This is a genomic window from Lentibacter sp. XHP0401 (assembly GCF_025751535.1).
Lineage (GTDB): Bacteria > Pseudomonadota > Alphaproteobacteria > Rhodobacterales > Rhodobacteraceae > Lentibacter.
Map to the genome: position 1 here is coordinate 18,358 of NZ_JAOWLC010000004.1, position 26,302 is coordinate 44,659.

Consider the following 26,302-nt stretch of genomic DNA (forward strand, 5'->3'; position numbering starts at 1 on the left):
CAGTTGGAACCATTTGCTCACAACCTCTCACTGAATTCAAACTACACCGATAGGAAGCGCTTCGTGCCTTCTCGTTGGGGTCTCGGAAAAGGAGGAGGGGTAATAATGCAAAAACACATACTCGTCGTGGGCGGTGGTATTGGCGGAACAATGACGGCGAACGGCATTGTCAGCAAGATGTATCCGGAGGTTTCGTCCAGAAAGGTCAAGGTAACTCTATTGTCGGACAGCCCGTGGCACTACTACAAACCCGCGTTTATGTATGTCGCTTTCGATATGTTCTTTGAGGGCGAACTGCGCCGCAAACAACATTCTCTTTTGCGACCTGAGATCGACTTCCAGGTCGACAAGGTGACGTCCTTCGACTTTGCTGGTTCAAGTGTGAAGACCGCCAGCGGCAAGACGATCGGATACGACTATATTGTGGTTTCGACCGGTTGTCTGCCTGCTCCTGAGCGGATCGAGGGCTTGAAAGAAGCGGGGGACTATTTCTACCAATACGATCCTGCGCGCCAGTTGTCGGAGAAGTTGCGCAAGCTGGAGAAGGGGCGCGTTTTCATCACGGTTAACTTTCCGGAAACACCAAACGTTCCACATCAATGTGGTATCGCACCAATGGAAACCACGCTGATGCTGGACGAGTATTTGCGCCGTAAGGGCGTTCGCGATCAAGTCGAAATTGTATATACATACCCGACTGTCTCTCAGCTTTTGCGCAATTGCTTGTTCCTGCAGGAAGAGGTCTGTTCGGTCCTGCCTCCCATATTCGAAGAACGTGGTATCAAGTATCAGAACGGTTTCACTTTGGCTAAAGTCGATGCCGAGAAAAAGATCGCAATTTCGGCTGAAGGCGAAGAGCAGGACTTTGACATTCTCATGTCCACTCCACCTATTCGCGCAGTCGATGCGGTCCTACAAAGCGGGGTTTCGCAAGCGCCCAACAACGAGGGTTGGTTGCCTACTGATCGGGAAACCCTGCAACTTGACGGGTATCCTAACGCCTACATAATGGGCGATACAGTTGATCTTCCGATCTCGAAGGCGGGCGGATCGTGCCACAATCAATCTCCGGTCATTGCCAATAACATTGCGGGGGACATCCGTTTGGGCCGAACCGTCGATGCCTATGACGGTAAGGTTCAAGCTATTGCCCAGATGGGCCTCGAAGCGGGGATGCCACTTTGGTATGACTATGATGAAGACGTACACCCGACCCCTCCTACAAAGGTCGGCGGCCTTATGCGCAAGGCTTTTAACCGCGGGATATATTGGTCTGTAGCGCGCGGTATCGTCTAAAATCTCACATTTCCAGCAAGGAGGCCGAAATGGCAAACCCTACCAAAACCGGAGCGGACGCGCCGCTTCTCGAACGGCTCAACCAAGAGAGTGCATTCGCCGATGAAGCAACGGAAGCCGGATTAATTGATCTTGCAAACAAAGTTGCGCCATTAATTCAGGGCCGTCGTTTCCATAATGTCGTAGATTTACTCTCACTCGCAGCCGACGGTGTCGACATGGCTGACGATGCCATGATCCAAAAAATGATGTCTGGGTATGAGGATTTGGTTAGCAACGCTTGGATGCTTTCTAATGCCGCCCGCTATGCGACAAACGAGGCAACCCGGAAGCCAGTGCCTTCCCGCCTTGGGCTGTTACGTGCTACCGGAGACGAAGATGTGCGCCGCGGGCTGCATTTTGCGATTCAATTCCTCGCTGTGCTAGGGCGTCAGGCTGCACGCGGTGCGGAAGAAGGCTGAGTATGCCTCATGCCGACGTGGCACTGGCCAAACTTTATCAACCACGCATCCGGGAACATGCGGCCCGGGTGCGTAGGGACAAGAGGCTGGATAAACCTGATGTGACGGTAACCTGCCGTAGCCCGGTTTGCGGTAGTGTGATGACACTGGATCTGATTATACATGACGGGATCCTAGCGAAAATAGGTTGGAAGGGACGTGCATGCACCCTTGGAATGGCCTCATTGAGTATAGTCACATGCGCTGGCATCGGACAAACAGAGAAAGAGATTTTTGAGGTAGGTCGTAGGCTTTCGGATTTATTGAACGGAAAGAAAAATGACTTCCCTCAGGCTTGGGCTGATCTCTCTATATTTTGTGCTGCGCAAGAATTCCCAATGCGATTTGGATCTATCGAGCTTCCCTTTGACGCTATCGCACAAGCATATGAAAAGGTTAGGTAGTTCGTCCCTAAAGGATCGTCCACTCCTCAGTGGTTACGATGAGCCAAGAACACTATCCTAGCAAATACCGCTATTTGGACCCATAAGCGCTGACGTCAGACATGCTGCTCGAACTCACAGGTTGTGCTGGTGTACATCCCTTTTTACTTTGGTCTGCTACTGAAAGATCGAGGCAATTTCTTCTTTGCTCAGCAGCCGCCACTCGCCAGGAACCATGCTGTCAGGTAGTGATAGGCCACCTAGACGTTCTCGGTGCAGTCCCTCAACGTGGTTTCCGGTGGCCGCAAACATACGACGCACTTGATGATATCTTCCCTCGGTAACATTGAGCAGAACCTCGGTCTCCGAAACTATTTCCATTTCGGCCGGTGCTAGCGGCTTATTTTCGTTTTCCAACAGCAGGTGACCTGAATTAAACAGCTCGTCTTCGGTGCCATTTAGCGGGCGGGCCAGTTTGACCCGATAGGTTTTTTTTACGTAGCGCTTAGGGCTGATGACGTGGTGCAACAAATCACCATCATCTGTCAGCAACAGTAGACCCGTGGTCTGCTTGTCCAAACGGCCGATAGTGGAGATCGAAGGGTTTCGCGATCTCCAGCGCTTGGGAAGCATGCTATAAACTAGAGCACCTTCATCGTTGTGAGAGCAGGTCATGCCTAAAGGTTTATTCAAAAGTATAACTATACCCGCGACGGGATCGAGAGCCTCGCCGTCGATCTTCATGCGGTGCGCTAAATCTGGGGTGATAGGGATACGTTTGGCGACATCGCGAAGCACAGCAAAGTCTAGAGTGATACGACCGGCTCTTACCATTTTTTCAATTTCTTTGCGCGAGCCATAGCCCATAGAAGAGAGGAGCTTGTCGACGCGGGAAGTGTGTGTCCTAGCCATTTTTCGGTTCCCAAATTGGAGGTCTGATACCTTAAAGTGCCGAATGCCCGTCTAAGGTTTTTTGGTAATTTATTTAGCCATCTATGGTCACCTGCGAGACGGGTATGCGGTCATACGAAGGGTCGTATATAGACGGCTTCCTATTGAGTGGGCCGCGCACCCTCCAAGGCTAAAGGTTTGGTTCGGACGAGTTCGAGACGTCGATGCGGCACGTAGTAATCTGCCTCCCGCAAAGCTTCATCGACAAGGCTGTAGACCTCGTCGCGACAGTCAATGTCACGATCAAAACGCGACAGCCAGAAACGAAGTGCATAGGTAATGCCGCCTTCCTCATAGGCAAGAACACGCACGTCAGGAGCCGGATCCTGTTGGATCAGCTTGGCGTTCATAGCTGCCTTCAACATCACGTCTCGTGCGCGTCCGACCGGCATTGTGTGATCGAGCATGATAGCGACTTGCGCGCGGTATTGTGGTCTGGGCGCTGAGTAGTTGGTAATCCTCTGACGCGCGATTTGGCTGTTTGGCAGGATCATGTAGGTTGAATCCCGCGTCAAAATGCGCGTGGTGCGCCAGCCGATTTCGATAACCTTACCCCGTGCCAGGCCGTCAATGTCAATCCAGTCACCAATCCGAAATGGGCCTTCAACTCCAAGCGCGATACCTGACAGTGTGTCGGCGACCACATTTCGGATTGCAAAGCCAAGCATCGCAAGGATCAGGCCGGATCCAGCCAACGCCCCTATAGCGCCCTGCCCAAGAAACAGTGAGGCCGTCGCTGCAAAAGCGATGAAGAACAACAACGCAGCTATCAAGTCACGTAACAATCGCGGATAGGGACGGCTTCGGGTCGTGGCCCTGTCCAAGGCCATCGACGCCAAACGACTGACAAGCCATGCGACGGCAAAATAGGCCAGAGCAGTGATGCCGAGAGTAAACGTTTTATACTCGCCGAACAGCGCGGTGATGTGTGACGAAAACAGGATCAGTCCCACGCTTAAGATTGCGAAAACCGACGGCCAAACGAGGCGTCGGGCATGTTGTTTGCTAGTCATTTCAGGCGTCTCCTATGTGACTTTGGATTGTTCATGTCTTCAGGTGAGGCTGCACGTCCTGTCTCATTGTTTTCCTGATTTTCTGTGTGTTACGAGTTTGCCGAGGGCTGTATCACCTCAAGGACCGTCAACATGCGACGCTGGTCGTCTCGTGTGTCCCAGTAAAAACTGGCCCCTTCCGATAACCCCAGTAGTGCGACACCGATGGGTGTCATGACCGAAACACGAAGTTGCGTAATATCGGCCTCTTCGGGATAGACTAGAGATACAGTTTTTTCCTGCCCGGTTGCTTCGTCGCGATAGGTCACGGTGCTGCCCATCGTTACCACATTGTCGCGAACCTTGGTCGAAGCCACGATACGGGCACGGCCGATCTCTTCGAGCAGGCGATCTGCCAGTACTGGCTGGCGTCGCATCATGCTGTCGGCCAGTCCCTCAAGGTGGGTGAGGTCATCGGCATTGATGACAACTTTTGGGTTGCGCTTGGTTCGTTTTTTGGCGGCTGTGGGTAAAGTCGACATGGATAGGCTCCTTATGATGCAAGTCTAGTTCAGGAATGGTCGAAAGGGTTTGCAAGAACGAGGCGCGCTAGCGGGCGACAATAGCCTGCCGCTAGTGGCTGCCTCAGGGATAGATGGCGTCAAACGTGATTTAACACTGGCGGATTAATCGCCAGAACCACGCTTCAAGACTGTGAGGAGACCCCGGAAGGCATGCCAGACGCGGACGCGTCTAGGCCACCCGGGGAAACGGGCGGTTTAGCAGTCGGAATAGGAAATGATCTACATGAACCTTCATGACAATAGAGCTAGGTATCCACTGCTCAATAGTCAATCTCGCCAACGATAAGCAAATTTTACGCTGGTTTTTGTGACCTTTATGGCCCATTGACTGGCGCGTTTGTGCCGAAGGGTCACAGCCTGACGAAGCACGATTGAAAGCCCCGGTGCGGTGACCCATATGAGGAGTATGATGATGTTCAGCTTCCATATGAGGTTCCTGCTTTTCGCAGGAAATCGACTGAACCGCCGGTAGCCCCGGGCGGGGTAGCCACTTGTGCTGCTTCTCGCCTCGGGGTTTTCAAGATCGCTTTGATCTGTTCGAGACGACGGAGGTTTTTGCTCCGCCGGTTTCAAATTGCGGCCGACAGCATTTCGAAATCTGGCACAGCAGAGACCGACGTTACGGCTTCAGTAACCTTATATCTGGAGGATGGCATGCATCCCTTTTTGACACATCGAAACAATATGGCTCAGTTTCGCAACCAGGACGCTGCGAACAATAATAAAGATCCGTCGCGGCCTAGCATGTGGCGGCGCTGGCTGCGAGCAACGGTCAACAACTGGAAACGGCGCAAGATGGTTGCGGCGTTGCGGTCTATGGAAGACCACTTGCTTAAAGATATCGGCGTAGAGCGCGGTGACATCCAGCGGATTGTTGACGGGTTTGATGAGCGTGAGCTTGGCATGGTTCCGTTGGCAAGGTCGCCACGTGTTGTCAGTGTGAGACCACAGGTTCTTAAGTTGACGGCATGACGGCAGTGTAAACTCAATAGCCGCGTCATCGCGTTCCGATGACGCGGCGCATACGAAAATGAAAAGCTCAACGCGTTCATAAGGAACCAAGCCAATGATGTTATGTAAAGCTGACTTTAAAGAATTGTTTCCACACCTGTTCAATGCCGCAGACCGCGCCCTGAGCGAAGAAAGAGTATCTCCTAATCATGAGTGTATTTCGTGTTGGAAAGACGATGGTGGGAGCATTTTGGCGGCGGATTACGGGGAGCATGCTCCTGTAATCGGCTCTGAGCATGGCATTGTCACGTTAACTTAGATGAGGGAAATCTGTAGGCTGCGCCCTACATCAAGCGGCCACGATTTCGAACCATTCGGCGAATGCCTTGGCGCGCGTTTGGTAGAGAGTTTGGCGTGAGATCAGGTGGCGTTGCAAATTGAAATGGTTGCAAATGGTGTCATGGGCGGAAAGAAAAAGTTGCATTGAGCCTGGCGATTTGAACCTGCCCATTCGACGTTCCCGTCGGCGTGTGGGTTTCCTCTCATGGTTAGCACGCAAAATACTGACGGCCTTTGGAGGTAAAGCCTCTGCGCGATTGTTTAGCCGCCCACCTGTGGAATGAAGGTGGGTTAACCCAAGTTCCCGAAGTGCAGCCGCATAGGAGGCCAGTTTGTCGGTGACAATAGCATCCGGAATGTAGCCCCGCCTTTTTAAGAGTTTAAGGGCCGCACGTTTGTTTCGACGCGATTGGGCCAGAACTTCAAGAACTTCGTCTTCATCATCGACTTAACGTGACAAAGCCTCCTGCAGGTACAGCTACGCGTGATGTCACCGTCCGCCCTAAATACGCCTGCTGCACCTGCTCCGATGGTTCGCCACAGGCTCCCACATCCGCCGCCTACAATTGACTACCAGCCGGGTGGGCGCTTGATATCAAAGCCACCGTAATGAAAGCCCATGATTTGACCTGCAAAATTCACGGTGACTGGCCTGCCGCTGGCATCAAAGACAACCGGGACTGCATGGCCGTCCATGGAGAAGGTTGTCGTAGTGCAATCCTTACTCGTATCAGGGCAGGGTGCAGGCTCAAGCTTTGCATTGCCACCGTCCATGGCGAGCGTGTTGCGCAGATTGAACCATGAAAACCGCTCGGAGAAAATCTTTGGCATGTTGTGAATCCCGAACTCGTCATCTCCATTGAGAATACCTGACGGGCCAGAGCCGATGCTTTGGGTGACATTGCCGGTCATTTTGCCTAGCATCATGGTTTTCATCTGCGCCGGTATAGGCGCCCAATTACCATTATACATTGCGATGTCGTTGGCCTTGAAGTAGATGCGCTCACTTCGGCCTGGTGAGGAAAACTCCGTATATTCAGGGGCTGCGTTATATGTCAGCACTGCTTCGCCAGCCCGTAGCTGGACCATGCACCCCTTGGCACTCACGTTAACGGGTGGCAGGACTACCATTTTGCTAGAGCCTTTAACAGTTGGCACATTAAGAGAGAATGTTACGGTCTGGGCTTTGGCTGGGGCCGTGTAGTTTGTAACGTTGTCATCTATTTTACCGGCGCTGGCATGTAATCTGGCAGGGCCCGATCCGAACACGCGTGCCACTTCCTCGGCCGTGAGCGGGCTGTTGATCGTTAAGGGCACGGTTTGACCCACTGCCATGCAAGCAGGTAACGAAATTTCAACACGGGCTGTTTCCATTGCAAGGCTGACTTTCTGTGGTGCGCTCTCTTGTGGAACATCTGCCAGATTTGTGACGCGGGTGTGTAGTGGCTTAGCGGCATCGCTGTTTGCTGCAAAAACAGGCTGAATATAGCGGCCGTTCTTCGGCACAACGTCAGAGTTGACGATCAGACGGGTCTCATGCATCCGTTCAGCTTTGTTGATCTCAAGGATATTCACATAGATGCGATCCGGATCGGCCAGATTGGACCAGTTGCCGGTGAAACGGGCTCCCGCCTTGGTGTGGATCGCGGCAACCTCTCTGATTTGGCGGGGTTCCATGTCAACCTTTGTGACAACAGGAACGCCGGGCGCAACCTCGGTCTGAAGTGACCGGCCTGTGCTGGTTGTGCCGAAGTACTGCTGATCGGGTGCATGGCGTGCGATGAAGCGTGGAAAGAAACTGGCGAGCCCGATATCCTCGCCTTTTGATTTCAGAAAAGTATCGAGCCATACCAACCCGTTGTGGTTGTCAAAACCGGATTCTTTATCAAGCTCTGTGAGGTAAGCCATCGTGGGCTTAGATTCGAGCATCTCACCGAGATAGTAGAAAAAATGATCACGACGGTAATGGTTCTGCGGTGCGTGCAAGGGCAAAGCGTAGTCTGTCGGGTTGAATTGGACAACACCGTATTTTTCGAAGGCCCATGCTTTTCCCACCGCCTCGGGAACGCTTTCGGAAAACCACGTTGCGTCTTTTTTCTCATCCGCAGGATGTAGAGCCATATGAACGCCATGATAAACCTCATGCGCGAGGGTGATACTGTTTTCGATCACCGCAGCATCCGAGTAGGTTCCATCCTCCTTTAGATCGTCAATGAATTCTTCGTAACTTAGCTCGATCCCGTCATAGGTGCCGAAAGAGGCTGCGCGCTCACCCAGAACAGTCAACGCTGCTTTGGAGCGATCCATAAGAGGAAGGGTGTAGTAGGGGAAAGGGGTTTCATCTACTTTGGCTTCTTCGAACGACATTGATGACATCCACCGGCTGATCCTTTCCAACTCGGGGGTCACCCATTTTTCCATATGCTCCAAACCCCATTTGTTTTTGTCCCGATACGCTTTTTGCGTCCCGGTGCAATAATAACAAGCGTAGGCTGATTTTTCCTCGTTGAGCTTCCATTCGGTATTGCGCCATTCTGCATGTAGCGATGTCGCACCGAGGCAGGATAGCCCAAGGGTAATTAAAATGGTTTTCACAATCACACCTCGTTTTTACTTTTTGATATGCCATAAGGTAGGGCGCGGAGGACGGAAGCCCCCGTATTCGGTGCCGTACGCAGATTCAGGGCGCCGGTCTGAACTTGGGCGTAGCTGCCGATCTCTTGTGCAGAGGCCGGACCACCGCCAACGGTCAGATACGTATGTATCGCGAGAAATGCGACGAGGGCTCTTACCGCGGTGAATTTTCCAGTCATTTTTACCCCTTTGATATCTGGTCTGAACAGTCGGCCCTTGGCGAAAACTAGTGGCCATTCTGGCAAGGTTGCACGTGATCTGACACAAATTCTCATGCCGACACCGAGGCCGTTGGCATTTCGTTGGCGTCCAGATCAAGATAACCTTCAAGGTCTGCGCGCATCTCGGGCGCCAGATGCTCTGGATGCATTACGCGGGTATAGAACAGTGTGAAATAGACGACCTTGATTACGGTAACGACACGCGCGAACAATGAGTGAAGCAGGACACTGACAAAAACAATGATAAAGATCGGCAGCCAGTTAAAGATGGTGTTCGGACCGATCGGTCCCAGTTGCGGAATGTCACGCGAAATCTCTGAAAGCGCCCCAGCTGAAAAGGCATCGGGCATACCGCTACCAAAAAGAAGGCCAAGAGCAACTCCAGCAAGGCCGCCGAAGAGATAAAGCGGCTTCATTAGCGAGCCGATCACGCCGCCCATAATGTCTATCCCGAACACGCCGGCCAGAGTTTCGGGCACATGATTTTTCAGCCGTTTTATTTTGGCGACCCCATCGCGTAGGCTAAGCTGGTCAATAGCAAAAGCAGGCAGCAGGAAATGGTTTACCAAATCCCAAACCTCGACGATGCTTCCCAATAGCATCGCCATTAGGCCGCCTTTCTTGTTTTTGCGGCTGGTCACCCAGACAGCGACAATGTCCAGCAGGCCGAGGGTACGGACTTGGGAACTGAGGCCGGAAATCTCGCGTCGTGCCTCACGCTGGGTCGGCATCCCGCCCGTGGTGGTACCATATGTCAGACGGCTGAGCGTCAGTTCGGCACGCTTGTAAAAGAAGAACTTGTAAATGAACATCACAGTCCCACCAAGCAGGAACCATGCGCTATGGCCGTTCTCGTATGCGGCGAGGACAAGCCCGGTGAAGAATAGGCCGATCATCAGCGCCGCATAAATCCACATCATGAACAGCGGCTCCAATAACGCGCGATTTCGCCCGACAATTGTGAACGTATGCCGGACGAGAAAACCCAGTTGCGTAAAGCGCGCTTTGAGGTCGGGTTTCGTGAAATCCATCGTCTGCTCTCCTATTTACGACATTCTTTGACGATCCCGATGTGGGACGGGGTTCAGGGTGCTTTTCGTTGTTCAGCGGTCCGAACCCGATACTAGCTTCCGCCATTTGAGTTGCACCGTCTTTCATTGCCGCGGCAAGCGTGGCTTTGTCGCCCTCTCACCGATGCTTCGGCTAGAAGTTGTCAAAGTCGGGCTGGATACGCCCCGTTTGTTTGCAGGGGAAAAGGCAAATATCTTAACCTTATAAGGCCTACCGCTCAGTTGCGGACACGGTTGCCTGTCCGACGTCATCACAGGCATCGTCAATTGCCATAAACAGAAAGACAATGATCAGTTGCTACAGTGGAATTTCAGAGCCTGAAGCAACGATTACCTTTAAAGTAGGACAAACGATCATTGTTCTCGATATTCATTTTTCAATAACTCTTAAGTCAGTGAGCTTCAGTCCGGTATATTTTAAATACTTGAAGCAATGTTTCTGTTTGCTTGTGCGGCCTAGAAAATCCTATCTGGGGGCATGAGAATAGGCTATATCTGTCTGCTTATCGCGGGATATCTGTTCCCGTAGGCACTGACGCCCGACATACCTGCGCTGCTATTGAGAGAGCTTTGTGCGTTATCCTGTTTGGATCATCATTGGTCCGGCGTGGATCAACGCGATCAGGTCGGCTTGCCTGTTGGTGCCGGTTTTTTGGAACAGATTGCGGATGTGAAACGAGATGGTTGTTTGCGAAACACCGAGTTCGAGCGCCACATCTGCTGGGCGGGTGTTGCGGGATAAGGCCGCTGCGACCCGTGCTTCCGTTTGTGTAAGGCCAAACAAATCCATCAAAAGCGGTTCGTTGACGGGTTTGCGATGATCTTGAGCTGTGAGAAATAGCGCCACATGAGGTGTATCGGCGGACGCACTAATGCTTTGTATCAGCGAACAAATCATGACGGGGGCTGTGTTTAGACTTTGCGGCACGTGCAGCATTACCCCAGCAACCTTTTCGCGGCCTTGTCGCGCCATCGCCAGAGTGTCGGACAGGGCACGTTGTAGATCGCGGTCGGACAACGGGTCGGGGGAGCGGATGGTATCATTCGGGCCAATGATGATATCGGCTACTGAAATCATCTCTTGAGCGCCTCGATTGAGGTGAACCGGCTTGCCGTGCCCATCCAGCAGAATAACTCCCACCGCGATTAGATCGAGCGCCGCTTTGGCTCCGCTGCCTGACAGCCCGGATAAGGTGCGACGTAAAGCTGAAATCTCGTCTTTGTGGCGGGTACGGATACGGCTGACCTGCCTCAGGCGGGCTGCAACGGTAGCTAGCATCAAGTCATAATCGACGGGTTTGACAAGATAATCGTCGGCCCCCAACAGCTTGCCTTCGATCACCTCGCGAGGATCCGAAAGGGCGGTCAAAAAGACAAACGGTGTGGTGCTGAGGTCAGGATACTGCAGGCGCAGTTTCTTTAGCACCTCATAGCCGTCCAAACCGGGCATGGTGATGTCACACAGCAGTAGATCGGGCTTCGCGGTGTTCAGAATTTCAAGCGCTGCGTGTCCGTCTTTGGCTGCCAGCGTATGATAACCTGCTTCCTGTAACTCTTCTACGATGTCCTGGCGCAGCGTATTTTCATCTTCAATAACGAGAATAAGTGCGGGGGCGGTTTCGGGCGTCATGAGGCACCTGCGGTGTATCTTGGTAATGTCATGCGAAAGGTTACGCCATCGGTGTAGGGCAGCAAAGAGACCTCTCCGTCTTGCATTCGTGCCAAGGTGCGCGCCATGAACAGCCCGATGCCTGTGCCCTCGACACCTATGCTGTTTGCGCCCCTATGGTTGCGTTCGAAAATCTGGTCTTGCTCATGCCGAGGGATCGGTGCGGCGATGTTATGCACATCGCAAAACAGGCTTTCGGTGTCGCTGTGCAGTCTAACAGAGACAGGCGTTCCAGGGTCTGCGTATTTTACAGCGTTGGACAGCAGATTTGCTAGCACCTGTTCCACATGGGTTGGATCACAGAATGCGATATGCCGACCGGATGTTTCCTGAGTGATCTCGATAGGACGTTGTTGTGTGCCCTCGCACTGGCTGGTGCAGACAGTTTGGATGGTGTCGGCTAAATCACATTGCACACGACGTGCCCCGATCTGACCTGCATCCAGACGTGCCGCATCCAACGTGCTATCGACGAGACGCGTCAGGCCGGATATGGCGTTGCGGGCGCGACCTGCACGTTCTGCAACTTCGTCAATATCAGCGTGGGGACCGCGACGGATCAGGCGCTGCAGGGCCGAATCTGCGACCGCCAGCGGCGTCCGGAATTGGTGCGATACCATAGCGGCAAAGTTGCGATAGAGATCGGCAGCCGACCTTTCCCGCTTGAGGGCATTGTTTAATTCCTGTGTGCGCTCGGCTACCAGTTCTTCCAACCGATCGCGATCCTGCGCGTCTTTTTGTTGGGCTGCATACTTGTCTGACGCGTCATGCATGAACACGATTGCACCAATAATTTCTGCCTCGTTACGCATCGGAAAGAAACTTACATCAAGATATAACGGTCGCTCACTATCGGGCGAAAAAAAAGGCTGAAATGACAGAATCGAGGTTTGTCCTTCAAGCGCCTCGGATAGGGCTTGGCGTATCGTAGACATATCAAAGAACCCTGCTACGCTAGCAGGTGCCCGCCCTAGCGCCTGTTCTGCAGGGACGCCCAATATTGCGGATACTGCACCGTTCCATAGTGTGCATTTTCCGGCACTATCGATCGCTATGATGCCTTCACCACTTGATGAGATCAATAAACCGGAAAAGTCACGTTCACGTCTTAGCATGCGGTTCTTTTGACGGGATTGATGACGTGAGACGAATAGAGTGATTGTAAGGACGCCCCCCGCGATCATGATACCGATCAGGGACAGGATGATCTGCCCCAACTGGTCACGATAGGTTTCCAAACGCCCGCCCAACTCGTCCCATTCAGCAATCATGGCTGTGTTGGCAGCCCGCCCGAAAAAGCGCGCCAATGGTGTCAGTTCTTGGCGCAACCGGGCGCCTTGAGCCGGGGTGAAGGTTTCGATGCTTGGTGCCAACCGAACAAGTGAAGCAACAAGAGCATCGAGATCGCCATCAAGCCCCACATGTTCTAAGAAGCGGCGCTGCGGGCCATCGTTCAGCAGCGCGACACGGCTGGCAAGAAGATCAAAACGTAATGCAAGTTCATCCGGATCGGTTTGACCCAATTCTGCCAGCGCAACGGTTTCAATCAAACGTAGGACTGTGACCTCGCTCTGGTGAAATACCCAAAGCATATTCTGCTCGGCTTCGACGCGCATACCTCGCTCGACTTCGAACATGCGCTGCAGCGAAAAGGCAAGCAACACCGCAAAGACCAGAACCGCAGCAAGCGGTAGGGCGAGCCTGAGGGAAGAGCCGGCGAAACGGCTCATTTTATGTCGATCTGGTAAAGTTGCCAGACCCAACGATAATCAAAGCGGATGTCTTGAAGCGCCTGATAATCATCGCGCGGATAGACAATCCAGAGCGGCCCTTTGCCATCGCGCGTCAGCGTTTCGCCATCCATTTCATAGGCCACAACCACATCGTAATCGTAGAAATCCGTTATCGGGATATCTACTGCGTAATAGTTTAGCGCTATCGCAGTGACAGTTTCACCAGTCGATTGCACCTCTTCCAACAAGTCACGCATCAGGAAGCCGGTAAAAGAATGGATGCCGTCGGTGACGACTGTAGACGTTTCTATGGTGGTGATGGGCAAATCATGCACTGCGCGGAGATCCAGTGTGACAGAACCGTCAGTGATAAGGCCTGTGATCTCAAGTATCCGATCGCTTTCGTCAGCCATAGCGTTGCCAGTGAAAAACAGCCAGCAGGTTATCGCAGCAATCGCTCGTTTTAACATCGTTCACCTCTTGCATTTGCCCGATGTCAGTTCACCAGCACCAGCGACTTTGTGCAATGTTCTACGGCATAATTTATTTCGCTGCCCCGTCCAAACGAAGGGGGCGGGCGATGAGGCTTTGTGCGAAGGTTCTGACAAGGCCGCATATTTCGTGCAGCATAGCCAGAAAGTCCGAAGCCCCCTATGTCCATCTTTCCTAACGTTATTCGGTTTTTCAGTGCTGCTTGTATGCTGATTTTATCCAGTTGCGATACTCCCGAGTATCGTGACGAGCACACCCATTGCGAGGCCGAATGGCTGCTAAAGATTCCCCCAGTTTACCAGCAAGAACTGGTCACTAAGTATCGGACTAAAGAACGTTTGACGGGCGAAACGATCTGTACGACAGAAGGGTCGACTACGACGTGCGAAAGGGTCAAGGAGCGTATTTCGGTTCCTTACCAAACGGTGGAAAAGGTCGATATCAGAATACCACAGCGCACTCCGCAAATCCAATCCTGCACAAAGCGGGCTTGTTCGGCCAAATACGGTAACAGCAAATGCGAGGCTTGATGCGCGCACTGAATATGCCGGCAGGTCCGGTAACGAAATTAAAAAAAGGAATTTTTCATGTGGGATTTTAGCATAGGCGGTGCGCTGGGGATGATGGTGCGAACTATGCCCTTCATTCTATTGCGCATCGCCGTTTATTTCGGAATTACGCTGGGATACATTTTGGTCGCGGGCGTTGGTGCCGGCGTTGGCTGGGGCATTGGCGGCTTTAGTGATGAGGCCTTTCGCGCAAGCACAACAATGTGGGGCGGCTTTGCCGGTTTCGGCATTTTCGGCGCGATCATGTATTGGGCTCGTGAATATATTCTCTACATCGTTAAGGCTGGGCACATCGCTGTGTTGGTTGAATTGATCGACGGCAAGCCGATGCCGCACGGCCGCAGCCAGATCAAGCATGCCAACGCCGTGGTCAAGGAACGGTTTCCGCAGGCCAGTATGCTTTTCCTTTTGGATCGTTTGATTATCGGGGTGGTCCGCGCGATCACCGGCCTTGTGCGCGGCATTCTGACTATCCTGCCTGTTCCGGGGGTGCAGCAATTGTCCAGCATCCTGTCGGCCTTTCTGCGTGTGGCCGTGGGCTTCATAGACGAGGTGATCCTTGCCCATGCCATTCGCACGCAGTCGGACAATTCCTGGATGTCTGCGAAAGAGGCGTTGGTGCTTTATGGGCAGAACTACAAACCGATGCTGAAAAACGCCGCATGGCTGGCGCTCATCGTCTACGGGCTGAGCTTTATTGTGTTTTTGGTTATGCTCGCCCCCGCGGCTCTGATCGTCTACCTGATGCCTGGGGCTTGGGCCGCAGGTGGCGTGGTTTTTGCCCTGCTGTTTGCATGGAGTGTGAAGGCCGCGCTGTTGGAGCCTTTCGCCATCGCCTGCATGATGCAGGTATTTTTCAAGGCAATCGAAGGCCAGCAGCCGAACTCCGAATGGGAAGCTAAGCTGGAGCAAATGTCGGGCAAATTCCGCAAGTTGAAAGAGAAAGCATTCGGAGCAGCGGGCGAAACCGCTGACACACCCGAACCGGTGAAGCAGTGATCGGGCAGAGAGAACAGTCAGAAGAGGGAGACGCCAGGCGTGCGAAAACAGGAGGGATACACGTGAAATATAGAAGACTTCGGCAATCGGTTCTGGCGCTGGTTGTTGCAGCGGTGACGCCTCATGGGGCCTTCGCAAATGGTCTTTGTGCCGGCGATTACATGGCCTCTATCAACGGCGTGTCTCCACCAATTCAGGGCAAGGTCACAGAAGTGCCCAATCCTCAACAGCAACAGCTGGTCCGCGTCGAAGTGCAGGATTGCGCGCGCATGCTGGTCATTCATGGTGACAGTCCATTAGCGCTCAGGCAAGTGGCCAATGACCCAACGCAATACATCGGAACACAGCCGGGTATGACGGTTGTGTTTGATATCTGGTCGCAAGATCGCCTGACCGGACAGGTTTTGATGCCGGGTGTCGATGGCAGTGTGATCTACGAGCTGAACCTTGTTGAGGGGTATTCGCCTGACTTTGAAGGTTGTGATATTTCTAGGCCAGACGATGAGATGGACGAGGAGAACTGGTTGATCGCCGATCCCGCGTTGCGCAGCGAGGCTATTGATATCATCGCAACACGGCTGGGCATTCCGGCTGAGGCCGCGGAGCGCTACGTCTCGGCGTTGCGCACGGTGGCCAAAACCGACCAGTCCGATGACGGCGTGAGCGAAATACTACCCGGTGAAACGGGCTGCCCTGTCGAACTGACAGGCGTTAAAACCTGTCGTATTCACCCGTCAGATACCACGACGATTGTCGAAGCCAACTTGTTGCTCGATAAGGACGGGCTGCTGCTGCCGGCGACGACTGACGGCTCAGTATCAAACCGAGTGCGCGTGGATGATCCCGGCCTTGGCGATATCTGCGCGCCAGAGGCAACCCTGCCTCCTGCCGATCGCCGCCTGCGTTTCAAATTCATCACAGCCGAGGAAGAGAACATCAATGATGTGCAGGCCGTTCTCGTGGATGCCGAGAATGATCGCGTGAAAAAGGCGCATTACGCCGAAGGACACGCCGCAGGGCTCAAAGGCCGGACACAGGCCGCTATCGAGAGCTACGAGGCGATTGGCTCACCCGTAAAAGGCATACATAAATAGATCAAATGTCGGGGAGGATGCCCCTGAATGAACAGCGAATGAGGAACGAGATATGAAACGGATCACTCCCAACTTGGTATCACTTGCCCTGACCGGTAGCATTGCTTTGGCAACAGCTGCGAGCGCCGCGGATGATGTCGTTATCGTTTATGACGGATCAGGGTCCATGTGGGGCCAGATCGACGGCTCTAGCAAGGTTGAGATCGCGCGGGAGGTGCTGGCGGATCTGGTGCAGGACTGGGACGAGGAAACCAATCTAGGTCTCGTCGCCTATGGCCACCGCAGTCAGGGCGACTGCACCGATATCGAAACGATACTTTTGCCCGCCCCACTGAACCGATCCAGCTTTATCGAAGCGGTTAACGCGATCATGCCGGTCGGTAAAACGCCGATCACGGCCTCGGTGCAACATGCAGCGGATCTGCTGTCTTACCGCGACAACCCTGCGACTGTTATTCTCATTTCCGATGGCGTCGAAACCTGCAATGCAGACCCCTGCGCGCTGTCTGCACAGCTTGCCCAGCAAGGGGTGAAGTTCACTGCGCATGTCGTGGGCTTTGATCTGGACGACGCAGCGCAGGCTAGCCTGTCTTGCATCGCCGAAAACACGGGCGGGATGTTTGTACCCGCCGGCAATGCGGATGAGCTTCACTATGCCTTGGATCAGGTCCAAAGCGCGATGGATCTGCAACCCGCCATGCCTGACCCGGCACCTGAAGAGCCAATCGCACCAGTTGTCACCGTGACCGCCCCGGCGCAGGCCACTATCGGCGCGGTGTTCGATGTGTCTTGGGACAAGACCGTCAACGCGAAGGATTATATCACCATTGTTCCAGCGGGCGCAGATGAAGGGGCTCGGCAAAACCATATTCGTGCGCGAGACGATCTTTCGGGGAACCTTACGGCTCCGGCCACCCCAGGTCTGTATGAGGTGCGCTATGTTCTGGAGCAGGGCGACAAGACGATTGGTATGGCTTCGGTTGAGGTGGTTGAAGCCGGTGTCACCATCACCGCCCCTGCGCAGATGACAACGGGCGCTGTATTTGACGTATCGTGGGACAAGACGGTGAATGCGACGGATTATATCACCATCGTTCCGGCTGGTTCCGATGAAGGCACGCGGCAGAATCATATCCGCGCGCGTGACAACCTTTCGGGCATGCTGACCGCCCCCGCGACACCGGGCCTCTACGAGGTGCGTTACGTGCTGGCAGAGGGCAACAAGACCCTTGGCACGGCGACGGTTGAACTGGTCGAGACGGGTGTTACCGTTACCGCCCCTGCGCAGATGACAACGGGCGCTGTATTTGACGTATCGTGGGACAAGACGGTGAATGCGACGGATTACATCACCATCGTTCCGGCTGGTTCCGATGAAGGCACGCGGCAGAACCATATCCGCGCGCGTGACAACCTTTCGGGTATGCTGACCGCCCCCGCGACACCGGGCCTCTACGAGGTGCGTTACGTGCTGGCAGAGGGCAACAAGACCCTTGGCACGGCGACGGTTGAACTGGTCGAGACGGGTGTTACCGTCACCGCCCCTGCGCAGATGACAACGGGCTCTGTATTTGACGTATCGTGGGACAAGACGGTGAATGCGACGGATTACATCACCATCGTTCCGGCTGGTTCCGATGAAGGCACGCGGCAGAATCATATCCGCGCGCGTGACAACCTTTCGGGCAAGCTGACCGCCCCCGCGACACCGGGTCTCTACGAGGTGCGTTACGTGCTGGCGGAGGGCAATAAGACCCTCGGCATGGCAACTATCGAGCTGGTCGAGCCGGAAATGGGCATCTCTGGTCCCGGCGTCGTGCGGGCCGGAACGCAGGTTGATATTGTTTGGTCCTCTGTCATCAACGCCGTTGATTATGTGACCATCGTGCCTGCAGGCGCGGAAGAAGGCGCACGACAGACGCATCTGCGGGTGCGTGACAAGACCGAAGGCCGCCTGAAGGCCCCCGAAGAGATAGGTCTTTACGAGATCCGCTATGTTTTGGAAGAGGGCAAGCGCATGCTGGCCAGTGCGTCATTGGAAGTAGTTGCTGCAGATGCGCCGCTTGATGACGGGGCAGGGCTGTCGGCTCCCGAAACAGCCGCAGCTGGCGAGACGATTACTGTGACATGGACAGGCGGCGGCGATGGTGCCGATCAGCGGATCGCAGTTGCGCGCAAGGATCAGCCGGATTTCAGCTGGATCAGTACGCAGAAGATCACAGAGGCCCAGAACGTGGCGGTGAAAATGCCTGATGAGTCTGGGCTCTATGAGGTCCGCTATCTGGATGTCTCGAACCGCAAACTTTTGGGTCGTTCTGTTGTGGAGGTGAAATGATGAAAAGGTTTTTTCTGGCGGGCGCGCTTTCCTGCGCCATGGCTCTTGCGGCATCGTCTGTTCAGGCGGAAATCGACGGTCACGGGCCGGACGCCTGGCGTGTGACCGGCGTTGCCGCCGATGATGTGCTAAACATGCGGATGGGGCCGGGAACAAACTATCTGGTGATCGACAGCCTTCCGCCGGATGCGCGAGGGCTGCAACAGGTCACCTGTGTGCCTCTGTTGCTTCCTTCTATCCACCAACGCCTTTCAGAGGAACAACGCAACAGTTTGCCGCAGCGTTGGTGCCTCATGCGGACGGATGACTTCATCAAGGCCGGCTGGGTCGCGCAACGGTTTCTGGAGCCGGACTGGGGGCAAGCCGAGACCGATCATGCCGGTTCTGCCGGGGCCCATAATACTGGCGACGCAATGATCGACGATGCGGCCCGGCTGGTGGGGGATCTTTACACCGCTTTCGAGGCCCAGAGCAGCTCGGCGGAAAACCCCTTTGGACCAACGTTGGCTCCGCAATACTTCTTTGCCAGCATGGTGCCGGATCTGGCGGAGCATGGGGCAGATGTGCTTTACGACGCACAGAATTTTCAGGGTGAGATCACCCGTATCGCGCCTGATCCCGACCAGCCGATGTTACGGGGTATGATCACGATCAACGTGGACTTCACCAATTTCGGCCAGCCCAAACGTGCCGTCTTCAGCCTGCGGGCCGACCCCGGCCAACCCGGCGCACCGATCCGGGTTTTGCGCGTCGAGCATGATAGCTGGAGCTTTCCGCATTAAGGCTTTTGCGGGTTCGGCGATACCGGAGGGGCGGCGGCTGAACCGCTTCGAAACCGGGGTCCTGTTTTGCAGGCCATTGCTGTGAAGGAAAGTCTAGGCCCAGAAATCGGTGAAATCGAATTGCGGTCATAGTTCCGTTTGAGTGTCCGAATTTCAGGAGATGTGCTGAATATTTGGTGTTGTGGATGCGGGATAAACGTCTCTAAGCATTTCTCCGTCGGAATTGAGTGCAAGATGATGCCACACTCAGGGAGATTGATGCCTTTTAAATCCGGCTGGTAATCCTCCGATCCCCTCTAAACAGAGGGGGCGGCAACGGGAATGCACAGCTATAAACATGTTATTGGCATCTAGATAGAACTGCACTCCAGATAGAGCGTCTGGGCTTACCCGAACGAAAGGAGATATTCGTGAACTTTCAAACGGCGGTAAAAACTTGTCTGACCGAGAAATACGCAACCTTTTCAGGACGAGCTAGCCGGTCTGAATATTGGTGGTTTGTTCTGGCTTACGTAATTGGTGCGATAATAGTGTCGCTTCTGGGCATTCAGTTGCTATACATTATCTACACGCTTGCATTGATCGTTCCAGCCTCTGCAGCCGGGTATCGACGTCTGCAAGACACGGGGCGGAAAGGCTGGCTTATTTTTATTCCCATGGGGTTGGGTCTGATCAGTATGTTTCTAATGCCTGCGGCTCCGGTAATGGAAAATGGTCAAGTAACGCATATGCCCGAAATGGGCAGCATGGGCCTGATGGCTGTACTCTCGTTCGTCCAGCTGATTGTGATGCTCGTGTTTCTATGGTGGTTGACTCGCCCCTCACAGCCCGAGACATAACTAATATGGCCCATCGTCCACCAGGCAATGTCACGTTAACTCGACGATGGAGCAACAACGGATTATTGTTGTTAAATGAGCAAAATATCCTACGCGCCCCATCGATATCCACCTGCACTAATTCAAAGGGCCGTCTGGCTCTACTTTCGTTTCCCGTTGAGTTTTCGGGACGTTGAGGAAATGCTTGCAGAGCGCGGTGTTGATGTCAGCTATGAATCGATCCGTAGATGGGTTTTGAAATTTGGCCCAGTGATTGCTGCCAAGATCCGTCCCGCAGAGTTCAACCTTCAGGAACTTGACACCTTGATGAAGTATTTATCGGTATCCGTGGCAAGCGGACTTATCTGTGGCGTGCTGTGGATGGTGAAGGAGAGGTCCTTGAAATCTTGGCCCAACCTCGTCGAAACAAACAAGTAGCCCTTAAACTTATGTGGAAACTCTTGAAAAAGCAGGGATACATTCAGGATCAGGTCCTGTCAGAGCAAACTGGCTTGAGCCGGGCAGGGCGCTCACCTAGGCTTTCGAAATGACAAAGCGCTCCCCTTTTCGGTATTTCAAAACTAGCCCTGAGATCATCCGCCTCGCGGTCATGCTCTACGTTAGGTTTCCGTTATCGCTTCGGAACGTCGAGGATCTGCTGCATGAACGGGGCGTCGATGTCAGCCATGAAACTATCCGTTTCTGGTGGAACCGGTTTGGCCCAATTTTTGCTGCAGAAATACGTAAAAGGCGTGTCGAGAAGATGCGGGCACATTCAAACTGGCAGTGGCACTTGGACGAAATTTTTGTAAAGATCAACGGCGTGACGCACTATCTTTGGCGGGCGGTTGATCACGAAGGTGAGGTGCTGGAAAGCTACGTCACGAAACGCCGTGATCGCAAAGCGGCGTTGAAATTCCTCAGAAAATCAATGAAGCGCTACGGCCAGCCAGAGATCATCGTAACGGACAAATTGCCGTCTTACGGCGCCGCAATGAAAGTCATTGGCAACGTATCAAAGCAGGAAACGGGGCACCGGAAAAACAACCGGGCCGAGAATTCCCATCTGCCATTTCGACGACGGGAACGCGCCATGCTGCGTTTCAGGAAAATGCGTTCTCTACAGAAATTCGTTGCCGTGCATTCCTCAATTAGCAACCACTTCAACAAGGAACGACACCTTTACTCTCGAGACAATTTCAAACTCAATCGAGATGCCGCTCTTAACGAGTGGCGCGGTCTTTGTGCCTCATAATGGGCAGTGCTATTGCCGTAGCTGAGGCTGGTTCGTATTTGTCTGACAACGCCCCATTGCGTATTGGTCTGCCAGCAGTGGTCCACGAGCGCGCAAACGCCGCGTGAACCCCATGAGTCGCAAACGCCGCGCAAGGGTAAAGCCGCGACCATCCGAAAAGCTTTTGAACTCTATTCGAATTAGGCCGATATTATTCAAGTGCCGTTGCAATTCCGATAAATCGGCATCACCTGCAAGGTCAAGAGCGGCACCGTTATCACCGTTGATCTCGCAGCGGTTTTGCGTAAAGCCATGCGGCCAATCTTCGGGTTTGAACCCGTCATCTCTGATAAGAATGCTCATGCACTTGCTCCTGGCTTTGTAACTTGTCCGTTATCAAAATGGATGCCGCACTCGGTTTTGCTTTGACCCGGCCAACGGCCTTCACGGCCCTTTGCAGGCACGGTGCAAGGCGCACAGCCGAGCGATGCGTAGCCACGGGCAACGAGCGGATGTGGCGGTAGTTCATTTGACGCGATGTAGGCGGTCGTGTCTGCGCCTGTCCAGTTTGCGAGCGGATTGAGCTTGATGCGACCTGTTCCGCCCTCAGCCTCGAAAAGAGGAAGTTGCTCGCGCTTGCCGCCTTGATAGCGTTTTCGTCCGCTGATCCATGCGTTTAAGCCAGTTAGCCCTTTCAACAAAGGAGCGGTCTTGCGCAGAGCACAGCAGGCGTCAGGTTTGGTTTGGTGCAGCGTTCCGTTCGGATCGGCTGCGCTCACCTCTGCTTCGCTTGCTCGCAATACATGTACGTTGCTCAAACCCAAGGCTTCACTCAACTCGCGTTGATATTGAAGCGTTTCTTCAAACAGCAATTCGGTGTCGATAAAGAGCACTGGCGTTTCGCGGTTGATTTCCGAGACCATATGCAAAAGCACTGCAGCTTCGGCTCCAAAGCTTGAAACCAAAGCGATTTTGCCAAACTGGCTGTCCACCAATGCGGATTGCAAAAGCTCAAAGGCCTGCGTTTCGGCAAAGCGCGTGTTCAAAAGTGAGACGCGATCGGAAATGTTACTCTGCAGCATGGGCTTGGGTCTCTTGGTAAAGTGCTGCCTTGAACGGCGCGAGGCCGAGGCGGCGGTAGGCTTCAAGGAATGTCTCTTCGCGGCTCTCACGCATGTCGAGATAGGCCATCAGCAGGCGCTCGATTGCGGGAACGATCTCGTCATAGGCAAAGCCCGGCCCTGTGCGTGTGCCCAAGGATGCTTCTTGCGTATGATCGCCGCCCAGCGTGATCTGATAGTTCTCAACGCCAGCACGATCGAGCCCGAGGATACCGATATGGCCAACATGGTGATGTCCGCAGGCGTTGATGCAACCCGAGATCTTGAGCTTGAGCGGCCCAATGTCGTGTTCGAGTTTGAGGGCGTCAAATCGCTTCGCGATTTGTTGAGCCACAGGGATAGAGCGGGCCGTTGCCAGAGCACAATAGTCCATTCCGGGGCAAGCTATGATGTCCGAGATCAGGCCAATGTTTGCCGTGGCCAAACCATGCTGTTTAAGCAGTTGGTGCAGTGCGGGCAAATCGGCCTTATGCACGTGTGGCAGGATCACGTTTTGCTCGTGGCTGATGCGGAGCTCGTTGTATCCGTAACGCTCGGCTAAGTCGGCCAAGAGGCGCATCTGCGTGGCGCTCGCATCCCCCGGTGTTCCACCATGCGCCTTGAGAGAGACTGTTACGATAGCGTGGTCAGGCTGTGCATGCGCCGACAAGTTGGTATCGGACCATGCGCGAAACAAGGGGTCAGATGCGCGGGCAGCGTCGTAGGCTTCTGTGCTTCCCTTACGAAGCTCGGGCCGTGCAAACTGCGCCGCAATGTCTGCAAGCAAGGCTTGATCAACGCCCGAGAAGGTGGGGCGGACTTCAGCAAACCGCGCGTCAACGAGGCGGCGAATTTCGTCGATACCATGTTCGTGAACCGTAATCTTGATACGCGCTTTATATTTGTTGTCGCGTCGCCCGATCTGGTTCCAGACCGAGACAATGGCCTCCAGATAAGGCAGTAAGTCAGCCTGCGGCAGGAACGGTGTGATGACTTTACCGATCATCGGTGTGCGGCCAAGGCCGCCTCCGACGAGGACTTCAAAGCCAATCTCGCCGTTTTGCGAAACCATACGCAGCCCGATGTCATGCGCACGTGTCACGGCGCGGTCATTCGGGGAGCCGGTGATCGCGATTTTGAATTTACGCGGCATAAACTGAAACTCGGGGTGGTCTGTGCTCCATTGGCGGATCAGTTCCGCAACGGGGCGGGGGTCGGCCAGCTCGTCTGCGGCGGCACCTGCGAAGTGGTCAGCTGTGACGTTGCGGATGGTGTTCCCTGACGTCTGGATTGCGTGCAGCCCAACCTCGCCCAAAGCGTCAAGCATATCAGGAATTTCGTTCAACTTGGGCCAGTTGTACTGGATGTTCTGGCGCGTGGTGAAGTGGCCATAGCCCTTGTCCCACCGCTCGGAAAGATAGGCAAGTTGGCGCATTTGTGCGCTGTTGAGTGTGCCGTAGGGGATGGCGACGCGCAGCATATAAGCGTGCAGCTGCAGATAGACGCCGTTCATCAGGCGGAGGGGTTTGAACTCGTCTTCAGTGAGTTCACCAGACACTCGCCGCGCAACCTGTGCGCGAAACTGAGCGTTGCGGTGAACGAGGAAGGTTTTGTCAAATTCGTTATAGTGATACATCGCTCTGCTCCGATAAATCGGCCTGCTTGCCGTGAAACTTGTTGGATGGGCCACTTTGGCGGAAGGCCTCGCGGAAGTGTTTGGGACGTGGAACTCCATCTTTGAGTGTGACGCCCGCCAAATAGACGCTGACAACCTCATCGCTACGTGCTTCGGCAGTGGCCAGGGCTGCTTGAGCCGCTTTGGGCTCGGAAAATACCATTGCTTCGCGAAGGTTCAGTGACCAGTTTCCCTCAGCGGAGAGATAAACAACGTCGCCCTCAAGAAGCGCATTGGCGGTGATAACTTGCAAGCTCATAGGGCTATTTCCTGTTGTAGTTGTTCTTGGGCCATTCGAGGCGCCAGCCCGAGAAAGACGAGGGCTGGGCCAGACAGCTGCGCTTTAGTTAGATCAGCCTCCAACTGTCCGAGTTTGGTGGAAAGGATACGTTGATCAGGGCGCGAGGTGTTCTCAACGATGCTGATAGACGTGGCAGGGTGCGCACCGTGCATCAGCATGCGCCCCTGTATAAACCGCGCTGCGCGCTTGCCCATGTAGACGGCTGTGACTTCCCCTTCACGCGCCAAGCTACGCCAGTCATGCTCGGCAAACCCTTGCATGTCATGTGCTGTCAGGTAGCGAACAGTTTGGTTGCGGCCGCGTTTTGTTAGGCTTTGCCCGATTGCAGCAACACTGGCTGAGGCAGCGGTTATTCCAGGCACGATGTGCCACGAGATGCCGACCGGCTCCAGAGCGTCAATTTCCTCATCAAGCCGTCCGAAAACCGTAGGATCCCCCCCTTTTAAGCGCACTACCTGCGCGCCACGCCGTGCGTGCTCAACTAGCAAGGCATTGATGTCTTCTTGCGAGGTTGATCGGCCAAAGCCTTCTTTGCCCACAGCGATCATCAAGGCTTCGCGACGGCATAGCTCAAGGATCGGCGCTGATACGAGACGATCATAAATGACAACATCCGCTTCGTGAAGCTCGTTGCGCGCCTTGAGAGTGAGCAACTCAGGATCACCGGGCCCAGCACCTACGAATGAAACATGGCCCGCAGCAGGGGCGTTATTCAGGTGTTGCTTAAGCAAGCCATCCAGTGCCGCTTCTGCGGCTTCCGGCTGCGCGTTTAACAGCTTTGGGCCATGTTTGAAGTAGTAGTCAGCCCAGAATTTCCGTTGCGCTAAGCCTTGAGGTAGCTTCGCAGCTTGTGTTCTGAAGTGCTTTCCTATCCTTGCCAGCATGCCGAGCGATGGTGGCAACTGTTCCTCAATTTTGGCTTTGATTGCGCGAGCCAAAACGGGGGCTGCACCTTCGGTTCCGATTGCAATGGTGACGGGGTCACGGTCGACAATTGCGGGTGTGATGAAATCACTGGCCTCGAGATTGTCTACAACATTTACGATAACGCCTTCCGAGCGTGCGATGGCGGCTGTGCGCGCGGCTTCTTTGGGGTCTTCGTCGGCGGCATAAAAAAGCGTAGCGCCCGCAACATCGCTGCTCGTCAGTGCGCGCCGATTTAGAGTCAGCAGCCCTTTTGTAGCCCAGTCCTCAACAACTTGGCTTGGGGTGTCGCTATATACCTCGATCTGAGTTGATGATTTCAACAGTAGCCGTAGCTTGGCAACCGCCGTTTCACCGCCACCAGAGACGACGACTCGATTTTGATCTAATTTAATGAAGATCGGAAAGTATTTCATTGCCTGCGCCCGCCATCTTGAACAGGTCTCATTGTGGACGATTTTCCCGACAATTGGCTAGAGCCTCGCTTCAATAAGGAAATTTATCCTCTAAATGCGCCCGTACTAAAAGGTTGTCCCAAATTGGTTGCTTTTTGGCTGCGCACCTTCTCGATCTCATAGGGTATGAAGAACGCCGACTGTAGCCTGTCGCGTTGCTGGAAGTTAAAGGGCTCTCGATCTGTCAGGAATCATCAAAGA

At 54.0% G+C, this 26,302-nt stretch carries 23 protein-coding genes and 2 pseudogenes; 11 read left to right on the forward strand and 14 right to left on the reverse strand.

Translation table 11 applies throughout. The features are described 5' to 3' along the window. Window positions 1-105 precede the first annotated feature (105 nt). The 3 genes from OE750_RS06415 to OE750_RS06425 are packed head-to-tail and all read left to right on the forward strand — an operon-like array spanning window position 106 to window position 2,200. The gene (locus OE750_RS06415; protein WP_263762672.1) at window positions 106-1,296 is read left to right on the forward strand and encodes an FAD/NAD(P)-binding oxidoreductase; all 1,191 of its coding nucleotides are present in this window, start codon (window positions 106-108) and stop codon (window positions 1,294-1,296) included. Between the two features lie 29 nt (window positions 1,297-1,325). Beyond that, the gene (locus OE750_RS06420) at window positions 1,326-1,757 is read left to right on the forward strand and encodes a DUF1641 domain-containing protein (RefSeq protein WP_263762674.1); all 432 of its coding nucleotides are present in this window, start codon (window positions 1,326-1,328) and stop codon (window positions 1,755-1,757) included. Window positions 1,758-1,759: 2 nt separating this feature from the next. Continuing rightward, a complete protein-coding gene (locus OE750_RS06425; RefSeq protein ID WP_263762676.1) occupies window positions 1,760-2,200 on the forward strand; it encodes an iron-sulfur cluster assembly scaffold protein in 441 nt (146 codons plus the stop codon). A gap of 156 nt (window positions 2,201-2,356) precedes the next feature. On the opposite strand, the gene OE750_RS06430 is transcribed toward OE750_RS06425, so the two are convergent. The 3 genes from OE750_RS06430 to rnk form a co-directional block, all read right to left on the reverse strand. Then, a complete protein-coding gene (locus OE750_RS06430) occupies window positions 2,357-3,091 on the reverse strand; it encodes an RNA pseudouridine synthase (protein ID WP_263762678.1) in 735 nt (244 codons plus the stop codon). A 140-nt stretch (window positions 3,092-3,231) separates the two neighbouring features. Beyond that, window positions 3,232-4,143, reverse strand: a complete 912-nt coding sequence (locus OE750_RS06435; RefSeq protein WP_263762680.1) for a mechanosensitive ion channel family protein — start codon at window positions 4,141-4,143, stop codon at window positions 3,232-3,234. A gap of 89 nt (window positions 4,144-4,232) precedes the next feature. After that, complete coding sequence (gene rnk, locus OE750_RS06440; protein WP_263762683.1) at window positions 4,233-4,664, reverse strand: nucleoside diphosphate kinase regulator; 432 nt, start codon at window positions 4,662-4,664, stop codon at window positions 4,233-4,235. A gap of 726 nt (window positions 4,665-5,390) precedes the next feature. Here rnk and OE750_RS06445 point away from each other — a divergent pair. Further along, window positions 5,391-5,678: a DUF1127 domain-containing protein gene (locus OE750_RS06445; protein WP_263762685.1), complete on the forward strand. Its 288-nt coding sequence runs from the start codon at window positions 5,391-5,393 to the stop codon at window positions 5,676-5,678. Between the two features lie 328 nt (window positions 5,679-6,006). Here the strand turns inward: OE750_RS06445 and OE750_RS06450 are convergent. From OE750_RS06450 to OE750_RS06475, 6 genes and pseudogenes are all read right to left on the reverse strand, one after another. Further along, window positions 6,007-6,444, reverse strand: a pseudogene (locus tag OE750_RS06450) (DDE-type integrase/transposase/recombinase); the annotation flags it as partial. Between the two features lie 122 nt (window positions 6,445-6,566). Further along, the gene (locus OE750_RS06455) at window positions 6,567-8,591 is read right to left on the reverse strand and encodes a hypothetical protein (protein WP_263762687.1); all 2,025 of its coding nucleotides are present in this window, start codon (window positions 8,589-8,591) and stop codon (window positions 6,567-6,569) included. A gap of 310 nt (window positions 8,592-8,901) precedes the next feature. Then, window positions 8,902-9,882, reverse strand: coding sequence for a hypothetical protein (locus tag OE750_RS06460; RefSeq protein WP_263762689.1), 981 nt, complete (start codon window positions 9,880-9,882; stop codon window positions 8,902-8,904). Between the two features lie 616 nt (window positions 9,883-10,498). Further along, on the reverse strand, window positions 10,499-11,551 hold the full coding sequence (locus OE750_RS06465; protein WP_263762691.1) for a response regulator: 1,053 nt from the start codon (window positions 11,549-11,551) through the stop codon (window positions 10,499-10,501). Next, a complete protein-coding gene (locus tag OE750_RS06470; protein WP_263762693.1) occupies window positions 11,548-13,320 on the reverse strand; it encodes a sensor histidine kinase in 1,773 nt (590 codons plus the stop codon). Before OE750_RS06470 ends, OE750_RS06465 begins: the two co-directional genes overlap by 4 nt. After that, complete coding sequence (locus tag OE750_RS06475) at window positions 13,317-13,736, reverse strand: molybdopterin-dependent oxidoreductase (RefSeq protein WP_263762696.1); 420 nt, start codon at window positions 13,734-13,736, stop codon at window positions 13,317-13,319. The genes OE750_RS06470 and OE750_RS06475 overlap by 4 nt, the downstream gene beginning before the upstream one ends. Window positions 13,737-14,402: 666 nt before the next feature. Here OE750_RS06475 and OE750_RS06480 point away from each other — a divergent pair. The 7 genes and pseudogenes from OE750_RS06480 (at window position 14,403) to OE750_RS06510 (ending at window position 21,667) form a co-directional block, all read left to right on the forward strand. Next, window positions 14,403-15,383 (forward strand): hypothetical protein, encoded by a 981-nt coding sequence (locus OE750_RS06480; protein WP_263762698.1) that lies wholly within the window; start codon window positions 14,403-14,405, stop codon window positions 15,381-15,383. A gap of 62 nt (window positions 15,384-15,445) precedes the next feature. Then, on the forward strand, window positions 15,446-16,477 hold the full coding sequence (locus OE750_RS06485; protein WP_263762700.1) for a hypothetical protein: 1,032 nt from the start codon (window positions 15,446-15,448) through the stop codon (window positions 16,475-16,477). Between the two features lie 52 nt (window positions 16,478-16,529). Continuing rightward, window positions 16,530-18,812: a vWA domain-containing protein gene (locus tag OE750_RS06490; RefSeq protein WP_263762702.1), complete on the forward strand. Its 2,283-nt coding sequence runs from the start codon at window positions 16,530-16,532 to the stop codon at window positions 18,810-18,812. After that, window positions 18,809-19,594 (forward strand): SH3 domain-containing protein, encoded by a 786-nt coding sequence (locus OE750_RS06495; protein ID WP_263762704.1) that lies wholly within the window; start codon window positions 18,809-18,811, stop codon window positions 19,592-19,594. Before OE750_RS06490 ends, OE750_RS06495 begins: the two co-directional genes overlap by 4 nt. A gap of 410 nt (window positions 19,595-20,004) precedes the next feature. Beyond that, window positions 20,005-20,433 carry a DUF805 domain-containing protein gene (locus tag OE750_RS06500; RefSeq protein ID WP_263762706.1) on the forward strand — a complete coding sequence of 143 codons (429 nt, stop codon included), beginning with the start codon at window positions 20,005-20,007 and terminating at the stop codon, window positions 20,431-20,433. A 75-nt stretch (window positions 20,434-20,508) separates the two neighbouring features. Further along, window positions 20,509-20,888, forward strand: a pseudogene (locus OE750_RS06505) (IS6 family transposase); the annotation flags it as partial. Window positions 20,889-20,959: 71 nt separating this feature from the next. Continuing rightward, window positions 20,960-21,667, forward strand: coding sequence for an IS6 family transposase (locus tag OE750_RS06510; RefSeq protein ID WP_263762710.1), 708 nt, complete (start codon window positions 20,960-20,962; stop codon window positions 21,665-21,667). 9 nt (window positions 21,668-21,676) lie between these two features. Here the strand turns inward: OE750_RS06510 and OE750_RS06515 are convergent, their stop codons facing one another. Genes OE750_RS06515 through cysG form a run of 5 tightly spaced genes read right to left on the reverse strand, consistent with a single transcriptional unit; the run spans window position 21,677 to window position 26,062 of the window. Further along, window positions 21,677-22,009, reverse strand: a complete 333-nt coding sequence (locus tag OE750_RS06515; RefSeq protein ID WP_263762712.1) for a DUF934 domain-containing protein — start codon at window positions 22,007-22,009, stop codon at window positions 21,677-21,679. Continuing rightward, on the reverse strand, window positions 22,006-22,728 hold the full coding sequence (locus tag OE750_RS06520) for a phosphoadenylyl-sulfate reductase (RefSeq protein ID WP_263762715.1): 723 nt from the start codon (window positions 22,726-22,728) through the stop codon (window positions 22,006-22,008). Before OE750_RS06520 ends, OE750_RS06515 begins: the two co-directional genes overlap by 4 nt. Then, window positions 22,715-24,382: a nitrite/sulfite reductase gene (locus tag OE750_RS06525; RefSeq protein WP_263762717.1), complete on the reverse strand. Its 1,668-nt coding sequence runs from the start codon at window positions 24,380-24,382 to the stop codon at window positions 22,715-22,717. Before OE750_RS06525 ends, OE750_RS06520 begins: the two co-directional genes overlap by 14 nt. Further along, window positions 24,369-24,680, reverse strand: coding sequence for a DUF2849 domain-containing protein (locus OE750_RS06530; protein WP_263762719.1), 312 nt, complete (start codon window positions 24,678-24,680; stop codon window positions 24,369-24,371). Before OE750_RS06530 ends, OE750_RS06525 begins: the two co-directional genes overlap by 14 nt. Continuing rightward, on the reverse strand, window positions 24,677-26,062 hold the full coding sequence (gene cysG / locus OE750_RS06535; protein ID WP_263762720.1) for a siroheme synthase CysG: 1,386 nt from the start codon (window positions 26,060-26,062) through the stop codon (window positions 24,677-24,679). The genes OE750_RS06530 and cysG overlap by 4 nt, the downstream gene beginning before the upstream one ends. Window positions 26,063-26,302 lie beyond the last annotated feature (240 nt).

Excerpts from the sequence above, each read along its gene's own strand:
- OE750_RS06415 (WP_263762672.1), top strand. The coding sequence starts at position 106 with ATGCAAAAACACATACTCGTCGTGGGCGGTGGTATTGGCGGAACAATG.
- OE750_RS06420 (WP_263762674.1), top strand. The coding sequence starts at position 1,326 with ATGGCAAACCCTACCAAAACCGGAGCGGACGCGCCGCTTCTCGAACGG.
- OE750_RS06425 (WP_263762676.1), top strand. The coding sequence starts at position 1,760 with ATGCCTCATGCCGACGTGGCACTGGCCAAACTTTATCAACCACGCATC.
- OE750_RS06430 (WP_263762678.1), bottom strand. The coding sequence starts at position 3,091 with ATGGCTAGGACACACACTTCCCGCGTCGACAAGCTCCTCTCTTCTATG.
- OE750_RS06435 (WP_263762680.1), bottom strand. The coding sequence starts at position 4,143 with ATGACTAGCAAACAACATGCCCGACGCCTCGTTTGGCCGTCGGTTTTC.
- rnk (WP_263762683.1), bottom strand. The coding sequence starts at position 4,664 with ATGTCGACTTTACCCACAGCCGCCAAAAAACGAACCAAGCGCAACCCA.
- OE750_RS06445 (WP_263762685.1), top strand. The coding sequence starts at position 5,391 with ATGGCTCAGTTTCGCAACCAGGACGCTGCGAACAATAATAAAGATCCG.
- OE750_RS06460 (WP_263762689.1), bottom strand. The coding sequence starts at position 9,882 with ATGGATTTCACGAAACCCGACCTCAAAGCGCGCTTTACGCAACTGGGT.
- OE750_RS06465 (WP_263762691.1), bottom strand. The coding sequence starts at position 11,551 with ATGACGCCCGAAACCGCCCCCGCACTTATTCTCGTTATTGAAGATGAA.
- OE750_RS06470 (WP_263762693.1), bottom strand. The coding sequence starts at position 13,320 with ATGAGCCGTTTCGCCGGCTCTTCCCTCAGGCTCGCCCTACCGCTTGCT.
- OE750_RS06475 (WP_263762696.1), bottom strand. The coding sequence starts at position 13,736 with ATGGCTGACGAAAGCGATCGGATACTTGAGATCACAGGCCTTATCACT.
- OE750_RS06480 (WP_263762698.1), top strand. The coding sequence starts at position 14,403 with ATGTGGGATTTTAGCATAGGCGGTGCGCTGGGGATGATGGTGCGAACT.
- OE750_RS06490 (WP_263762702.1), top strand. The coding sequence starts at position 16,530 with ATGAAACGGATCACTCCCAACTTGGTATCACTTGCCCTGACCGGTAGC.
- OE750_RS06495 (WP_263762704.1), top strand. The coding sequence starts at position 18,809 with ATGATGAAAAGGTTTTTTCTGGCGGGCGCGCTTTCCTGCGCCATGGCT.
- OE750_RS06510 (WP_263762710.1), top strand. The coding sequence starts at position 20,960 with ATGACAAAGCGCTCCCCTTTTCGGTATTTCAAAACTAGCCCTGAGATC.
- OE750_RS06515 (WP_263762712.1), bottom strand. The coding sequence starts at position 22,009 with ATGAGCATTCTTATCAGAGATGACGGGTTCAAACCCGAAGATTGGCCG.
- OE750_RS06520 (WP_263762715.1), bottom strand. The coding sequence starts at position 22,728 with ATGCTGCAGAGTAACATTTCCGATCGCGTCTCACTTTTGAACACGCGC.
- OE750_RS06525 (WP_263762717.1), bottom strand. The coding sequence starts at position 24,382 with ATGTATCACTATAACGAATTTGACAAAACCTTCCTCGTTCACCGCAAC.
- OE750_RS06530 (WP_263762719.1), bottom strand. The coding sequence starts at position 24,680 with ATGAGCTTGCAAGTTATCACCGCCAATGCGCTTCTTGAGGGCGACGTT.
- cysG (WP_263762720.1), bottom strand. The coding sequence starts at position 26,062 with ATGAAATACTTTCCGATCTTCATTAAATTAGATCAAAATCGAGTCGTC.